We start from the raw sequence: 15970 nt of genomic DNA on the forward strand, positions 1-15970 counted from the left end.
AGTGTGGAAGCTAAGTGATTTACAATATAAATCACTTAGCTTCTTACGTAAATAGTGATGTTTCTAACGTTTTTAAGGTGGTAAGAGGGGGATTGTTTTGAAAAAGATTACAGTCATAGGTGCAGGAAGCTGGGGAACAGCGTTATCTATGGTTCTTGCAGATAACGGGCATGAAGTAAGGATTTGGGGGAATAAGGCGGAACAAATCCATGAAATTAATGAAAAGCATACGAATGAAGCATATTTACCGGGGATTCAGCTTTCTGAAAAAATAAAAGGGTATGAATCCCTAGAGGAAGCAATAGATGGGATAGATACTGTATTATTAGTTGTCCCAACGAAAGCGATTCGTAATGTAATGCAACAATTAAAGAACGTCTTAAAACAACCAATAACCGTTATCCACGCGAGTAAAGGAATTGAACCGGGATCATTTAAACGTATCTCGGAAATGATTGAAGAAGAGATGCCGAAAGAGTTAATAGAAAGTGTTGTTGTTCTTTCAGGGCCAAGCCATGCAGAAGAGGTGAGTCTTCGTCATCCTACTACTGTAACTGCTGCGTCATATCATCTACAGGCTGCTGAAAAAACACAAAAGCTATTTATGAATACAAATTTCCGTGTTTATACAAATCGAGATGTGATTGGTGTTGAATTAGGTGGGGCACTAAAAAACATTATTGCCCTTGGTGCAGGAATTTCAGATGGTCTTGGTTACGGAGATAATGCGAAGGCAGCGTTAATTTCCAGGGGACTAACGGAAATTACACGATTAGGGTGTGAGATGGGAGCAAATCCGCTTACTTTTGCGGGATTAACAGGTGTCGGTGATTTAATTGTGACTTGTACAAGTGTTCATAGTCGCAATTGGCGAGCTGGAAATTTACTTGGTAAGGGTCATAATCTAGAAGAAGTATTAGAGAATATGGGCATGGTGGTAGAAGGTGTTCGTACAGCTGAGGCAGCATATCATTTAGCTGAAAAAATGAGTATTGAAATGCCGATTACGACTGCGATATATAATGTTTTATTTAATGGAAAAAATGCAAAAGAAGAAGTAGACGCATTAATGGGAAGAACGGGAAAAGGTGAGGTTTCGCGTTAATGTATCGTAAGTATGAAGCGACTGAATTAGAAGGTGTGTAAATAACATGGGATTTATAAGAAGAATAAAAAATCACCGTATTGTAAAAAAACTATGTAAGGCAGTATTTCTTTTCTGTAGTTGTTTGCCTCCCAAAAAGAAGTTAATTTTATTTGAGAGTTATTCCGGAAAACAATATAGTTGTAATCCACGAGCTATGTATGAATACATGTTACAAAATGACATGGACTTTCAAATGGTTTGGAGTGTAAATAAAAATTACACAGCGCAGTTTGACAAAGGAAATATCCCATATGTAAAAAAATTTTCAATTCGTTGGTTTATTTTATTGGCACGCGCGCAGTATTGGGTAACGAATAGTAGAATGCCGCTTTGGCTTCCTAAGCCAAGGCATACTATTTATATACAAACTTGGCACGGTACACCTCTTAAGAAATTAGCGGGTGATATGAAAGAAGTTCATATGCCAGGTACAACAACTGAAAAGTATAAGGACAGCTTTCATCGTGAAGCACAAAACTGGGATTATTTACTTTCCCCTAATGTATATTCGACTGAAATATTTAAGAGGGCTTTTCAATTTCAAAAAACTGTTGTTGAAGCAGGATATCCTCGTAACGATTTCTTATATGTAAATAATAATTCTAAGGCAATCGATACATTAAAGAAACAGAATGGATTACCTATAGATAAAAAAATTATTTTATATGCCCCAACGTGGCGAGACGATCAGTTTTATAGTAAAGGTCGATATAAATTAGATTTACAATTAGATTTAAATCTTTTGCAGAAACAATTAGGTTCAGACTATATTATTTTGTTACGTATGCATTACTTAGTTGCAGAACAGTTTGATTTAGAACCGTATAAAGGGTTTGTGTATGATTTCTCTAAGCATGTCGATATAAATGATCTGTATTTACTATCTGACTTGTTAATTACAGATTACTCTTCAGTCTTTTTTGACTATGCGAATTTGAAACGACCAATCATTTTCTACACGTATGATATTGACTCGTATCGTGATAAGTTAAGAGGTTTTTATTTTGACTTAGAGACAGAAGCTCCTGGTCCAGTTGTGATGAATACGGAAGAAGTGCTTGAGGAAATATTAAGATTCGAAACTCTAGGTTTAGGTGAATTTGCAGGGAAATATAATACCTTCTATAATAATTATTGTTATTTAGAAGATGGTTTTGCTTCTAAACGAGTAGTAGAGAAAATATTCTTCGGAGAGGCACAGTAAAGATGAACTCAATGATTATGGTATTAAAAGAACAGATAAATAGTCTGTATTTAATTAAACGTTTATCTATTTATCAAGTAAAAAGTACAAATAATAATAATTATTTAGGACTTGCGTGGGAAGTTTTGAATCCTCTCATACAGATGAGTATTTATTGGTTTGTATTCGGCTTTGGGATTCGGGGTGGTCAAGGAGTAAATGGAGTACCATTTGTTTATTGGTTATCTGCAGGGCTTGTTGTATGGTTTTTTGTACAACCAGCAATGCTACAAGCATCTAAGTCTATTTATACAAGGTTAAATATGATTTCGAAGATGAGTTTTCCAATGAGTGTTATCCCAAGCTTTGTAATTATGTCTAATCTGTATCAGCATTTGATACTTATTGGTATTGTGACAATTTTATTTTTAGTAACGGGTCAAGGTATTTCTATTCATTATATTCAGCTTGTTTATTATATGTTTGCTACCCTTATGTTAATATTTTCACTCTCCTTAATTACGTCAACGTTAGCAACAATTGTGAGAGATGTTCAAATGATTGTTCAATCAATTATGCGAATGTTGCTATACTTAACGCCTATATTATGGACACCTGAGAAATTACCATCGTTTCTTCAAAAAATTATGCAGTTAAATCCATTTTGCTATATTGTAGATGGATATCGGGCTTCCTTACTAGGAACAAGCTGGTTTTATCAAGATCTAAATTATGCATTATATTTTTGGTCGTTTGTCCTTGTTACGTTGTTAATTGGTGCAACGCTACATGTAAAATTTAGAAAGCACTTTGCAGATTATCTATGATGAGGGTTGTAAAAAATGAATGAATCAGTGAGGTTTCATAATGTAACAAAAAAATATAAAATGCATAGCAAAAACTCTGAGAAATTAAAGGATATTCTGTATCCTGGAGGATTTGGTGAAGACTTTTATGCATTAAGAAACTTAACATTTGAGGCTCAAAAAGGCGATGTTATTGGTATTGTTGGGGTAAATGGTTCTGGAAAATCTACAATGTCTAATTTGATTGCTGGAATTACACCGCCTACAATTGGAAGTATCGACATAAAAGGGAAAGTCGCACTTATTGCAATCGCAGCTGGTCTTAATAATCAATTGTCAGGTAGAGAAAACATTGAGCTTAAATGCTTAATGATGGGAATGAGTAAAGCACAAATTGAAAAGTTAACACCTGAAATTATTGATTTTGCTGATATAGGTAAGTTTATTGATATGCCAGTAAAAAAATATTCTAGCGGGATGAAATCGCGTTTAGGATTCGCGATTTCAGTTAGTATTAATCCAGATGTACTCGTAATTGATGAAGCTTTATCAGTAGGTGATCAAACATTTGCCGATAAATGCTTAAACCGTATGAATGAATTTAAAGAACAAGGAAAAACAATATTTTTTGTTAGCCATTCTTTAGGACAAGTGAAAAAATTCTGTACAAAGGCTCTATGGCTTGAATACGGTGAAATTAGAGACTATGGTCCTATTGAGGAAGTAATGCCGAAGTATGAAAGTTTCTTAAAAGAATATAAGGAAATGAGTAAAGAAGAGCAGCAAAACTTCAAAAAAGAAGCAATGGAGAAACAGGCAGGAAAAGGGTTGGCAGAGGTAAATATTGCTTCAAAAGAGGTTCCAAAAGAAGCTTCCAATTATGCACCTAGATTAAGTGGAGCGCATGTTCACAGTAAGAATAATCGAATCAAACGTAAGTATATTGCTGGCTTAATTGGTGTATTACTAATTACAACTATAAGTGGATTGGCTTATTGGCAAAGGGATAATATCCTTTCTCCTTTACACGCTAAAGAACAAAAGAAAGAACAATCTAGACATGCAAAAGTTGTTAAACAAGAGAAGAATCCATTAGCTGATTTAGATGTTCGGTATGTAAGTTCTGCTAAAGCTCGTGTGAGAAGTGTGCCAGCGTTAGAGGGACAAGCAATTGCTACTATGGTATTTGGAACACCTTTTGTGGTAAAGGATCAGAAAAAAGATGAAAAATCTGGGGTCAATTGGTTGAAGACTATTTATGATAATGGGGAAGAAGGATGGGTTAGTGAAGAGATAGTAAGCTCAATTCCATTTACTCAGGCATTATCTTATGAGGATGTTGTAAATAAAATAAAAAAATTAGAAGGTACTTCTCAAAATCTGGAACAAGCTCTTACTTTTCTAGGTAAGCGTAAAGAGGATGTAACTAGTATAATAGGTATTCCTCAAAATGAAGAAAAAATACCAGAAGGAGTACTAACAAAATATAAAGAAATTGATGTTTTATATAATAATCAATTGACTGTTAAACAGGTAAGTCTTAAGAACGTAAATATATTGAAGGCAACGTTGTTAGAACAATTGGGTGAAGCACAATTGAAAAACGAAGATAGTTCTTTATTAATTTATCGATCTGATAAGTTTGATTTTAAGTTTGCTTCTAATGGTTCAACAATTGAGCAAATATCCATCTCCGATCTGTTAAAATGAGGAAAATTATTGTTATAATAAGTGTGTTTGTTAATTGTTCAATCAAGTAAATATAAAAAAATTATATAATACTAGGAGGAATATCATTGAAAAAAGTAAGAAAAGCTATTATTCCAGCAGCTGGATTAGGGACTCGCTTCCTACCAGCAACAAAAGCAATGCCAAAAGAAATGTTACCAATTGTTGATAAACCAACAATTCAATATATCGTGGAAGAGGCAATTGCGTCTGGAATTGAAGATATTATTATCGTAACAGGAAAAGGAAAACGTGCGATTGAAGATCATTTCGATCATTCCTTTGAATTAGAGCAAAACTTATTATCAAAAGGAAAGTATGAAACTCTTGAAAAAGTACAAGAATCTTCAAAGATCAATATTCATTATATTCGCCAAAAAGAGCCTAAAGGTTTAGGACATGCTGTTTGGTGTGCTCGTAAATTTATTGGAAATGAGCCATTTGCGGTACTACTTGGTGATGATATTGTTCAAGCGGATACGCCGTGCTTACGCCAATTAATGAATCAATATGAGAATACACAATCATCGGTAATTGGTGTTCAAACTGTTCCAGAGAATGAAACGCATCGCTATGGTATTATTGATCCGTTAGAGCGAAAGGATCGCAGTTATCAAGTGAGTAAATTTGTTGAAAAACCTGCTAAAGGAACAGCACCATCTAATTTAGCGATTATGGGACGTTACGTGTTAACGCCAGAAATCTTTATGTTCTTAGAAAATCAACAAACAGGGGCAGGCGGAGAAATTCAGTTAACAGATGCGATTCAGCGTTTAAATGAAATTCAACGTGTATTTGCATATGATTTCGAAGGAAAACGCTATGATGTCGGAGAAAAGCTTGGATTCATTCAAACAACTGTTGAAATGGCGCTACAACATGAAGAGTTAAAGAAAGAGCTATTAGATTATATGAAAAAGTTAGTGGAAAGCGAAATGGTTTGTAACTAAGCCTTAACGATACAAAAAAGAACTTAAGTCTATTTCATTAGAAATAAGTTTTTTGTAGATTTCAGCCAATATGTTGGGGAAAAGTTAAGTCTATGTTAGTTTTGGAATGGGACTTTCTAATGTTATTTCTCTTTCATTAATCGTCAAAAGAGGATAATATTGTTTCATTTATTTATAAATGGTTATCGGCTACTTATAGTATGCTACTATTTTGCTTCATTTTTTAATAAGAGGACCTCAACCCTATAATTCAACAATTGTTTTTAAACTCTTTTATAAGCGGTTGTTGGACATATAGATACTGTCACAAGAATTTAATTGGATAATATGCATATGACTATACGATCTTTACTTCCTTGAAATAATTATTTATGAGATTATGTGTGAATTTATATGAAGATAATTGAATGGGATATTCTAGGTAGAGAGTGAATCGGACGTATAAATTTATATTGACGGGGGTATTATCAAGAACTAAAATGAATAATACATGAGTATATTATGATTAATGAAACGAAACGTTTGTTTTGTTAATCAAATCTATACTTGAAAAGTTCAATTTTCTTATCTTGCATTAAATTACATTGAATATATAAATGTTAATTTAAATTTAAATATACGTGTTAACGCTAGGATAAATATGTATAATTTTGATTGATTTCCCCTGACTATGAAAAGTAAATATACATAGGTATATAGTTAAAACCTTACAGAGTAAGGCTTTGTTTAAAAGACTGTGCAATGTTCTATGTGAAGGATACTAACACTAATTCCTTTGTAGTGTTACATGAAATAATGTAACACTATAAAGGAATTTTTGAGGATGTATTCATGCTTTAGGGTCAGTCATTGTAATAAAAACTAGGAGTGATTTTGTACATCTTTGAGCAAGTGGAAATGTGTATATTCGGATGGTGATTTGTAAATATATTCAGATGTGAATTAAATGATGTTGTTCAATATATATTTAACTTCATTTTTAATCAATTAAATAATAGTGGAGGGGAAGTATGGAGAAGGAAATAAATTTAAAAAGCTTGTTTAATGTTATAAAAAGAAGGTTTTGGATTATTGCAGTAATCACAATATTGGCCGGATTAGTTGGTGGGATATACAGTTTTTTTATGAAAACGCCTTTATATTCATCTTCCGCAAGGATCCTTATTCCGGCAAATCCTGAAGCAATGGGTACACTTAAAGTGATGATTAAAGAACCTGTTGTTTTAGAGAAAGTAGCTCAGCAACTAAATTTGAAAAAATCAGCAGGTGCATTAAGCGGACAGATAAGTGTTGGAAAGGTGGAAGAATCACAGATTGTCACTATAACAGCTATAGATACTAATCCAGTGCAGGCTGCCCAAATTGCTAATGTTACAGCAAATGTTTATAAAGAAGAAGCAAAATCTGTTATGAATTTCGGAAGTGTTCGTATCTTAACAGAAGCAAACGCCCAAGGAAACCCTTCGCCAATAAACTTAAATCATGCAGGTACGATAGAGCTGGCCATGGCTGCCGCATTTATATTGAGTATAGGAATCGTTTTCTTATTGGATTCTCTTGATGAAACAATTAAATCGGAACGTGATATTGAAAAGTTACTACCGATCCCTGTTTTAGGAAGTGTTTCCCAAATGAAAAAAAATAATATAGTAGATAAAAACAGTAAGAAAGAAAGTGTAATGGTAGGAGGAAAAACATTTGATTCTTAATAAAAAACAAAGTCGTCCTCTTGATAATAGTAATTTAATTGCGCATACAGCTCCGAATTCGAAGGTTGCTGAGGAATATCGAACAATTCGTACTAATCTTCAGTTTGTATCTGAAGCAGATAAAAAAAGAACTATAATAATTACTTCTCCTGGATATGGGGAAGGGAAAACCATTACTGTGGCAAATTTGGCGGTTTCTATGGCTCAGCAGGATGAAAGGGTCTTAGTCATTGATGCGGATTTAAGAACTTCAGAACTACATAAAATTTTTGGAATAGAAAATAGATCGGGATTAACAAATATCCTAGAGGGAAAAGCAACGCTAGAGAAGGCGGTAATTCAGACGGAAATCAAAAATGTACATGTTTTAACAAGTGGTTCTGAAGTTAACAATCCAGCTGAGCTGCTTAGCTTACCATCCATGCAAGATTTAATTAACAAAGTAATAGAACAATATGACGTCATTTTATTTGACTCTTCACCTCTTCTGGAAGTAACAGACACGAGTATACTAGCTAGTCAGTGTGATGGCGTATTGTTGGTATTAAGTTGCAATCAAACTGCTAGTGAAGCGGTAGTTGAAGCAGAAAAAGTGTTAGGTTTAAGCAACAGTAGGTTTCTAGGAGCTATTTTGAATAAAAAGGTATAAGAGATTTATTCAAATCAGTTATGCGGGCGATGCTCATGCAGTACTTTTTAGCTCATAGGGTAAGGAGGAAGGACATTCTTCGCTAGAGAATGAAAGGTTACCTAAAAAAAAGTATATGGTACGGTGATGTCTCCTTACCGCTATCAATGGAGGCACTCGATTATGCTGTGGGTTAAAACACCTTAGACGTTAGTCGTCAAGAGCGTGATGTGAGGGAGGGTTAAATGCCCGTATTTATTTGAAGTTTCTGTCTAGAAAGTCTTTTTGAAGGATCTTGTAGACAGGAACTTTGTATTAGTTAGTCATTTATTTCCTTCCTTAAATCTTTAGTTAGATATATAGATAAAAATATTAGTTGCAAAAAATTGAGAGAGGGGCCTATTATGACGTATCATCAAAGATTGTTTCTATTAATTTTAGTAGATTCCTTAATTGTATTAACCACGATTTTCTTTAGTCGCTTTTTAGTAAGTGCTGATTTCCACGTTATAACATTGCCTATTGTAGCAAGTGCGATGACCTTGCTTCTTAGCCATCATATTTTTTCTTTTATTTATAAGCTATATAAAAAAGCATGGGAGTATGCAAGTATAGGCGAACTACTCATTATTTTGAAAGCAGTTACGCTTTCTATTATCACAACAGCAGTAGTACAAAAAATATTACTCCATGATATTTATTTCCGTCTACTTGTTGTCACTTGGATGATCCATGTTTTATTGATCGGAGGATCACGTTTTTTATGGCGGATGTTCCGAGATGCTTATATCCAAAAGGGTGACAATAAAAAAAGAACGCTAATTATTGGTGCAGGTTCTGCAGGTACAATGGTTGTACGGCAGTTGTTGAATAATAATGAAACAGAATTACTACCAGTTGCTTTTATTGATGACAATATAAAGAAACACGGACTGGATATACTAGGAATACCAGTGGTCGGAGGAGTGAATCGCATTGAATCTACTGTTCAGAAATTGGGCATCGACAGTATCATAATAGCAATTCCTTCACTTAGTAAGAAAGAATTAAATATGATTTTCCAAGAGTGTTCTAAGACAAAAATGAAAACACAAATTCTTCCGATGTTAGAGGATTTAGTGACTGGAAAGGTTTCAGTAAATGAATTTCGTGATGTTCAGGTAGAAGATTTATTAGGGCGTGAGCCGGTTGAATTAGATATTGAAAGTATTTCCGATTTTATAACTAATAAAGTTATTTTAGTAACTGGTGCAGGTGGCTCAATTGGGTCTGAAATTTGTCGTCAAATCGCACATTTTAACCCAAAACAATTGATTTTATTAGGTCATGGTGAAAATAGTATCTATTCCATTGAAATGGAATTAAAAGAGCTATACGGTGACACCGATATTATCTTTACTACAGAAATTGCTGATGTACAGGATGATATGAAAATGATGTCAGTCATGAGTCAATATCATCCTCAAGTTGTTTATCATGCTGCTGCACATAAGCATGTACCCTTAATGGAACGTAATCCTGAAGAAGCGATAAAAAATAATTTGATCGGGACAACAAACGTAGCAACAGCAGCAAGTTGGCATGGAGTCGAGACGTTTGTAATGATTTCTACAGATAAAGCTGTGAATCCTACGAGTGTAATGGGAGCGACCAAAAGGCTTGCTGAAATGGTAATCCAGAACTTAGACAAAACAAGTAGTACGAAATTTGTGGCTGTACGATTTGGAAATGTATTAGGAAGCCGTGGTAGTGTTATACCACTGTTCAAAAAGCAAATTAAGCAAGGAGGACCAGTGACTGTCACTGATCCAAAAATGATTCGTTACTTTATGACAATTCCAGAAGCATCTAAACTTGTAATACAGGCCGGGGCATTAGCTAAAGGTGGGGAGATATTCATTTTGGATATGGGTGATCCTGTCAAAATAGTGGACCTTGCGAAAAACTTAATCACATTATCAGGCAATTCGTTAGATGAGATACAAATAAAGTTCACCGGAATGAGACCTGGAGAGAAGCTTTTTGAAGAATTGTTGAAAAAAGAAGAAGTGCATGAGCAACAAATCCATCCTAAAATTTACATAGGTAAAACATCAAATCTTTATATAAAAGAAATTGAAGAAATTATTCGAACATACCCTAATCTTGAGAAATTAGAATTGAGAGAACAGGTATTGACATTGGCAAATAACCGTATAGCTTCGCAAAATATAGTGTGAATGTCGATTTGAATACGTGCGTTTAGATACGTATTTTACTATTTAGAAAAATGAAGTATGTACAGGTTACAGACTGGTTAGACAGATTATAACGAGTGTAGGGTGATATATGTGGGAAATAAAGTATTGTTCTGTGCAACAGTAGATATTCATTTTAAAGCATTTCACTTGCCGTATATGAAATGGTTTAAAGAACAGGGATGGGAAGTTCATGTTGCTGCTGCCGGCAACATGGACCTTCCATACGTGGATAAGAAGTATGAACTTTCTATTCAAAGATCACCTTTGCAGCCCAAGAACATTAAGGCTTATAAAGAGTTGAAAGCTATCATTGATAAAAATGGATATAAAATTATTCATTGCCATACACCAATGGGGGGAGCCCTTACACGTTTGGCGGCAAGAAATGCTAGAAAATATGGAACAAAGGTTTTATATACTGCTCACGGATTCCACTTTTGTAAAGGTGCCCCGCTAATAAATTGGTTATTATATTATCCTATTGAAAAAGTAATGGCAAATTACACAGACTGCCTTATCACGATAAATCAAGAGGACTATGACCTGGCTGTTCAGCGGCGTTTCAAAGCAGCTGAAATTGAACAAGTACACGGAGTGGGAGTAGACACAGAATACTTTAAACCAGCTGATGAGATTCAAAAGCTTTGTCTGAGGAGTGAGATGGGATATAAGCCCACTGATTTCTTGATGTTCTATGCGGCTGAGTTTAATAAAAATAAAAATCAACAATTTTTGATTCGATCATTGGCTTTAATAAAGGATAGTGTCCCAAACGCAAGGCTTCTATTGGCCGGAAATGGTCCCTTACTAGAGGATTGTAAAGATTTGGCGAAACAAATTGGCGTATTTGAAATGGTGGACTTTCTTGGTTATCGGAATGATATCTCGAAAATTTTATCCGCCTGCGATATTGCGGTTGCATCGAGTCTCCGCGAAGGTCTGCCGGTTAATATTATGGAGGCCATGGCTTGTGGGTTACCGATAATTGCAAGTGAGAACAGAGGACATTTGGAACTTGTAGAAGATAAAGTAAATGGCTATATCATTTCCAATCAAGATGCTCAAATGTTTGGTTTAAGAGTACTCGAGATGAACAAATCAAAAGACTTACTTGTAAAGATGGGTATTGAAAGCAAACAGAAAATGCATAAATATTCGATTGTTCAAGTTGAATCTGAATTGAGTTCTATTTATGGGAAATACATTCTGGAGGAAACAGATGAAACCGAAAATCAGTATAATAGTTCCTGTCTATAATGTTGAAACTTTATTAGGAAGATGTTTAAACAGCCTAACGTCACAAACACTTGAAGATATCGAAATCATTATGGTAAACGATGGCTCAACAGATAAGAGTGCAGGTATACTTAATGAGTACGCAAAGAAAGATAAAAGAATTATAGTGATTGAAAAAGAAAACGGTGGTGTTTCTTCAGCAAGAAATGCAGGTATTCAAACCGCGAGCGGAGAATATATTGGGTTTGTTGATCCGGATGATTGGATAGACATGGAAATGTATGAAACCTTGTATAAGGAAGCAGTTCAAGGTAAGGCAGACGTTGTTATGTGTACATATACTCGTGAATTTGGAAGTCATTCAAAAGAGAAGAAATTTGATCTTCCTGAAAAAGTTTGTTATGAAGGCGAAGAAATTAAAGTAAACGTAATGAGACGTTTAATCGGTCCTATAGATGAAGAAATAGGAAACCCAGAATTCTTAGATGCTTGGGGAACCGTTTGGTCAAAGCTTTATCGTTCTGAGGTTATTAAAGAAAACGCGATTCAGTTTGTGGATTTAAGTTTTATTGGTACAAATGAGGACTCATTATTTAATATACAGACATTTTATTATGTTGATAAATTTGTTTTTTTAAATAAGCCTTTTTATCATTACTGGAAGACAAATGCAGCTTCGGTCACGTCTAATTACAAACCGGAATTGATGAATCAATGGTTTAACCTTTATGACATAATCGAGCAATTTTTAGAAGATAAGCAGCTATCAGGAAATTTTCGATTAGCTTTAAATAATCGTATTTGTCTTAATACGCTTGGACTTGGCTTAAATACAATGAGTAAAAGTAATCGCATATCTCCATTAACGAAATTTAACAGATTAAGTAAAATACTAAATGATAATCGGATAAGGCGTTCTTTTAAACAATTAGAGATGAATCACTTCCCTATTGTTTGGAAGGCGTTTTACTTTTGCGTAAAATATAGGTTTACCGCAGGGTATTATTTTATGTTAGTGGCAATAGATTCACTCAGAAAGATGATGAGATAGGAGTGGTACTCTTGAAACCTATTCGTATACTTCAAGTAGTTACCGTCATGAATCGCGGCGGGCTTGAAACTATGTTGATGAATTATTATCGAAGAATAGATCGTAGTAAGATTCAATTTGATTTTATGGTACATAGAACAGATAAGGGACATTATGATGATGAAATAATGAAGCTTGGCGGGAAGATTTATCGAATGCCACAGATACGACCTGGAAATTATCGCCGTTATTTTAAATTACTCAAAGAGTTCTTTGCTACTAATCCTGAATATAAAGTAGTACATTCCCATATCAATGAGAACAGTAGTTTTGTATTAAGAGCAGCGAAAAATGCAGGTGTTCCGTGTCGTATTGCGCATAGTCATTTAAGTGATTTAGGTATTGATATAAAACTTCCTTTTCGACTATATGCAAGGTTCACAATGAAAGACAATCCGACTGCATATTTTGCATGTTCGAAAAAAGCAGGAGAATGGTTGTTTGGAAAGAAACAGACAAATTCTAATGAAGTAACAGTTCTAAATAACGCAGTGAATGTTGAAGAATTTAAATATAATGAAAGTAAAAGAAATAAAGTAAGAGAAGAAATTGGGGCAAATGATAATACGTTAGTTATAGGGCATGTAGGAAGATTTAATAAGCAAAAGAATCATGAATTCTTAATAGATATTTTTCATGCTGTACATAAAAAGAACCCAGAATCCATACTGACTCTCATAGGAGAGGGTACCCTACGCCCAAGCATTGAAAAAAAGGTAGCTGACTTAGGTTTGTCTTCTAAGGTCAGATTTCTAGGAACTAGAACCGATATCCCGCAATTGATGCAAGGATTTGATATTTTTCTTTTTCCTTCGCTTTTTGAAGGCTTGCCAGTTGTACTAGTGGAAGCACAGGCTGCTGGTTTAAATTGTGTGGTGTCTGATGCAATTACTAGTGAATCTAACTTGACTGACCGAATGAAATTTATAAGCTTAAAGAGTTCAACGGAATTATGGGCAGATTCTATTCTTTCCTCATCATTAGAGCATGAGGATACAACGAATGTAATGCAAAATATGGGTTATGATACGGCTACTATGGCAAACTGGCTGACAGATTACTATTATGCACATGCCTATAAATAATAAAAAACTTGATGCAGGAGGGTTTGCAATGACACCACTCTTAACCGTTTTTACGCCTACATATAATCGTGCATATACCCTTCATTTATGTTACGAAAGTTTAAAAAGGCAAAAATGTAAAGATTTTATTTGGTTAATCATTGATGATGGATCTACTGATAACACAAAGGAACTTATTGATACGTGGATTGCAGAAGATGTCGTTCCCATTCGTTATCATTACCAAGAAAATCAAGGTATGCACGGAGCACACAATACCGCTTATGAATTAATTGATACAGAGTTAAATGTTTGTATAGACTCGGATGATTATATGGCTGAAGATGCTGTTGAAAAGATTGCTTCATTTTGGAAGACACATGGAAGTAAGAAGTTTGCTGGAATAGTCGGATTGGATGCGAAACAGAATGGAGAGATCATTGGAACTAAAATGCCATCTAATGTTAAATCTTCCACATTATCAGGCTTGTATGGTCTTCATGGGGTTAGAGGCGATAAGAAACTAGTTTATCGTTCGGAATTGACAAGAAATTCTTTGCCATATCCTATATTTTCAGGAGAAAAGTACTGTCCGCTCAGTTATAAGTATATTTTAATTGATCAACAATGTCCTTTACTCATTATGAACGAAGTCTTATGCCATGTGGAATATTTAGATGATGGTTCAAGCATGAACATGATTAAACAATATAAGAAAAATCCGCGTGGTTTTTTATTCTTCAGAAAGGTTGCTATGCAGTATGCTCCTTCTTTTAAGGAGAGATTTCGAGAATCCATACATTATGTATCTAGTAATCTGATGATTAGAAATTATGCTTTTCTTAAAGAATCACCATGTAAGGGTACTACTTTCCTGGCGATACCTTTCGGGATTCTTCTCTATCTTTATATACAGAATACAAGTAATAAAACCGTTTCGAAGCGCCATTAAGAAGCTGAAGATATACCGGTAATTGTTGTGTAAGCTTGTAATAATTGGCTAATGAATCTGTTAATATATTTATGTGTAAATATATCTATTTTCTTCAGTGCTTTTGCATGTCTAAGTTACTTGCTTGTTTGCTGCGTGGAAGGAGTTATGGAATGACTATATTATGGATAAACCTTTTTGTAGTTTACATTTTATCTTTTTTTTCAAGATATTCTGCAAAGAGCATGAGCAATGGGATCGTTCCGGTTCAACCAAATAAAATGCTTAGTTTCTTGGCAATGGCATCTCTTGTTATTGTATCGGGACTTAGAAACAATATTGGTGATACTTATTTTTACATGTATTCCTATGCCCACAATGAATTCAGTTGGAGCAATATTGATTTCTCAGGGGATTTTGGGTTTGATCTTTTACAGATGTTTCTGCAACACTTCTCAAAAGATCCGCAGATAATGGTATTTTTTGTCGCCTTAGTGACAAATGTATTAATTGTAATAACTCTTTATAAATACTCCCGGATGTTTGAATTAGCCTTATTTGTATATATTACAGGTGGAATGTATTTAGTTTCCATGAATGGAATCAGGCAGTTTTTAGCAGCATCTATTGTCTTTCTGGCCACAAAATATATTTTTAATGGAAATTGGAAAAAATATATTTTAATTGTACTTTTAGCAGCTATGATTCATAAGTCAGCGCTTGTTTTAATTCCAATTTACTTTTTGGTTAGGAGAAGGGCTTGGGCATGGGATACGTACGTATTGCTGTTCTTCTCGGTCATTATAGTAATTGGGTTTAACCAATTCTCATCAGCTTTGTTCTCGGCATTAGAATCAACTCAGTATGGACACTACAAGGACTTTGCAGAGGGAGGAGCAAACGTATTACGTGTTGCAGTTAGTGCTGTGCCAATAGTTCTTGCATATCTTGGAAGAGAAAAATTAAGAGAAGTCTTTCCGAAAAGTGATTACATTGTAAACATGTCTTTAATTGGTTTAGTGTTCATGATTATTTCAACGCAAAATTGGATATTTGCAAGATTCACCATTTATTTCAGTTTATATCAATTAATTTTAATTTCATGGATTGTTGTATTATTTTCTAAAAAGGATAGAAATTTCGTATATTACGGACTTTTATTGTGTTATCTCATTTATTATTTTTACGAGAGTGTAATAAGTTTAGGTATCATTTATACAAGTAAATATATATCTTTATAGATTTTTCAGTAACCCCT

Annotated in this window: 13 protein-coding genes; all 13 read left to right on the plus strand. The window is 34.2% G+C overall.

All coding sequences use genetic code 11. From position 1 onward, the window contains the following. Positions 1 to 97 precede the first annotated feature (97 nt). The 13 genes from MHH45_RS17520 to MHH45_RS17580 all read left to right on the plus strand — a co-directional run bounded on the left by MHH45_RS17520 (position 98) and on the right by MHH45_RS17580 (position 15953). Complete coding sequence (locus MHH45_RS17520) at positions 98 to 1105, plus strand: NAD(P)H-dependent glycerol-3-phosphate dehydrogenase (RefSeq protein ID WP_016112653.1); 1008 nt, start codon at positions 98 to 100, stop codon at positions 1103 to 1105. Positions 1106 to 1151: 46 nt separating this feature from the next. Beyond that, positions 1152 to 2351 carry a CDP-glycerol glycerophosphotransferase family protein gene (locus tag MHH45_RS17525; RefSeq protein WP_016132442.1) on the plus strand — a complete coding sequence of 400 codons (1200 nt, stop codon included), beginning with the start codon at positions 1152 to 1154 and terminating at the stop codon, positions 2349 to 2351. A gap of 2 nt (positions 2352 to 2353) precedes the next feature. Continuing rightward, positions 2354 to 3157 (plus strand): ABC transporter permease, encoded by an 804-nt coding sequence (locus MHH45_RS17530; protein WP_016112651.1) that lies wholly within the window; start codon positions 2354 to 2356, stop codon positions 3155 to 3157. Positions 3158 to 3172: 15 nt separating this feature from the next. Next, positions 3173 to 4846 (plus strand): teichoic acids export ABC transporter ATP-binding subunit TagH, encoded by a 1674-nt coding sequence (gene tagH / locus MHH45_RS17535; RefSeq protein ID WP_016112650.1) that lies wholly within the window; start codon positions 3173 to 3175, stop codon positions 4844 to 4846. An 86-nt stretch (positions 4847 to 4932) separates the two neighbouring features. After that, entirely contained in the window at positions 4933 to 5814 is an 882-nt protein-coding gene (galU, locus tag MHH45_RS17540) for a UTP--glucose-1-phosphate uridylyltransferase GalU (protein ID WP_016112649.1), read from the plus strand. A gap of 1010 nt (positions 5815 to 6824) precedes the next feature. Next, positions 6825 to 7523, plus strand: coding sequence for a YveK family protein (locus tag MHH45_RS17545; RefSeq protein ID WP_016112648.1), 699 nt, complete (start codon positions 6825 to 6827; stop codon positions 7521 to 7523). Next, positions 7513 to 8172 (plus strand): CpsD/CapB family tyrosine-protein kinase, encoded by a 660-nt coding sequence (locus tag MHH45_RS17550; RefSeq protein WP_088093743.1) that lies wholly within the window; start codon positions 7513 to 7515, stop codon positions 8170 to 8172. The genes MHH45_RS17545 and MHH45_RS17550 overlap by 11 nt, the downstream gene beginning before the upstream one ends. 383 nt (positions 8173 to 8555) lie before the next feature. Beyond that, positions 8556 to 10370 carry a polysaccharide biosynthesis protein gene (locus MHH45_RS17555; protein WP_016131149.1) on the plus strand — a complete coding sequence of 605 codons (1815 nt, stop codon included), beginning with the start codon at positions 8556 to 8558 and terminating at the stop codon, positions 10368 to 10370. A gap of 111 nt (positions 10371 to 10481) precedes the next feature. Next, positions 10482 to 11648 (plus strand): glycosyltransferase family 4 protein, encoded by a 1167-nt coding sequence (locus tag MHH45_RS17560; RefSeq protein ID WP_016112645.1) that lies wholly within the window; start codon positions 10482 to 10484, stop codon positions 11646 to 11648. Beyond that, positions 11611 to 12678 (plus strand): glycosyltransferase, encoded by a 1068-nt coding sequence (locus MHH45_RS17565; protein ID WP_077294188.1) that lies wholly within the window; start codon positions 11611 to 11613, stop codon positions 12676 to 12678. Before MHH45_RS17560 ends, MHH45_RS17565 begins: the two co-directional genes overlap by 38 nt. An 11-nt stretch (positions 12679 to 12689) precedes the next feature. Continuing rightward, positions 12690 to 13802: a glycosyltransferase family 1 protein gene (locus tag MHH45_RS17570; protein ID WP_016112643.1), complete on the plus strand. Its 1113-nt coding sequence runs from the start codon at positions 12690 to 12692 to the stop codon at positions 13800 to 13802. 28 nt (positions 13803 to 13830) lie between these two features. Then, positions 13831 to 14733 carry a glycosyltransferase family 2 protein gene (locus tag MHH45_RS17575; RefSeq protein WP_016112642.1) on the plus strand — a complete coding sequence of 301 codons (903 nt, stop codon included), beginning with the start codon at positions 13831 to 13833 and terminating at the stop codon, positions 14731 to 14733. A gap of 152 nt (positions 14734 to 14885) precedes the next feature. After that, the gene (locus MHH45_RS17580; RefSeq protein WP_077294185.1) at positions 14886 to 15953 is read left to right on the plus strand and encodes an EpsG family protein; all 1068 of its coding nucleotides are present in this window, start codon (positions 14886 to 14888) and stop codon (positions 15951 to 15953) included. Positions 15954 to 15970: the final 17 nt, after the last annotated feature.

The organism is Bacillus sp. FSL K6-0042 (assembly GCF_038006685.1).
GTDB lineage: Bacteria > Bacillota > Bacilli > Bacillales > Bacillaceae_G > Bacillus_A > Bacillus_A pseudomycoides.

Coding starts and splice junctions, on each gene's coding strand:
- MHH45_RS17525 (WP_016132442.1), top strand. CDS start 1,152: ATGGGATTTATAAGAAGAATAAAAAATCACCGTATTGTAAAAAAACTA.
- MHH45_RS17530 (WP_016112651.1), top strand. CDS start 2,354: ATGAACTCAATGATTATGGTATTAAAAGAACAGATAAATAGTCTGTAT.
- tagH (WP_016112650.1), top strand. CDS start 3,173: ATGAATGAATCAGTGAGGTTTCATAATGTAACAAAAAAATATAAAATG.
- MHH45_RS17545 (WP_016112648.1), top strand. CDS start 6,825: ATGGAGAAGGAAATAAATTTAAAAAGCTTGTTTAATGTTATAAAAAGA.
- MHH45_RS17555 (WP_016131149.1), top strand. CDS start 8,556: ATGACGTATCATCAAAGATTGTTTCTATTAATTTTAGTAGATTCCTTA.
- MHH45_RS17565 (WP_077294188.1), top strand. CDS start 11,611: ATGAAACCGAAAATCAGTATAATAGTTCCTGTCTATAATGTTGAAACT.
- MHH45_RS17575 (WP_016112642.1), top strand. CDS start 13,831: ATGACACCACTCTTAACCGTTTTTACGCCTACATATAATCGTGCATAT.
- MHH45_RS17580 (WP_077294185.1), top strand. CDS start 14,886: ATGACTATATTATGGATAAACCTTTTTGTAGTTTACATTTTATCTTTT.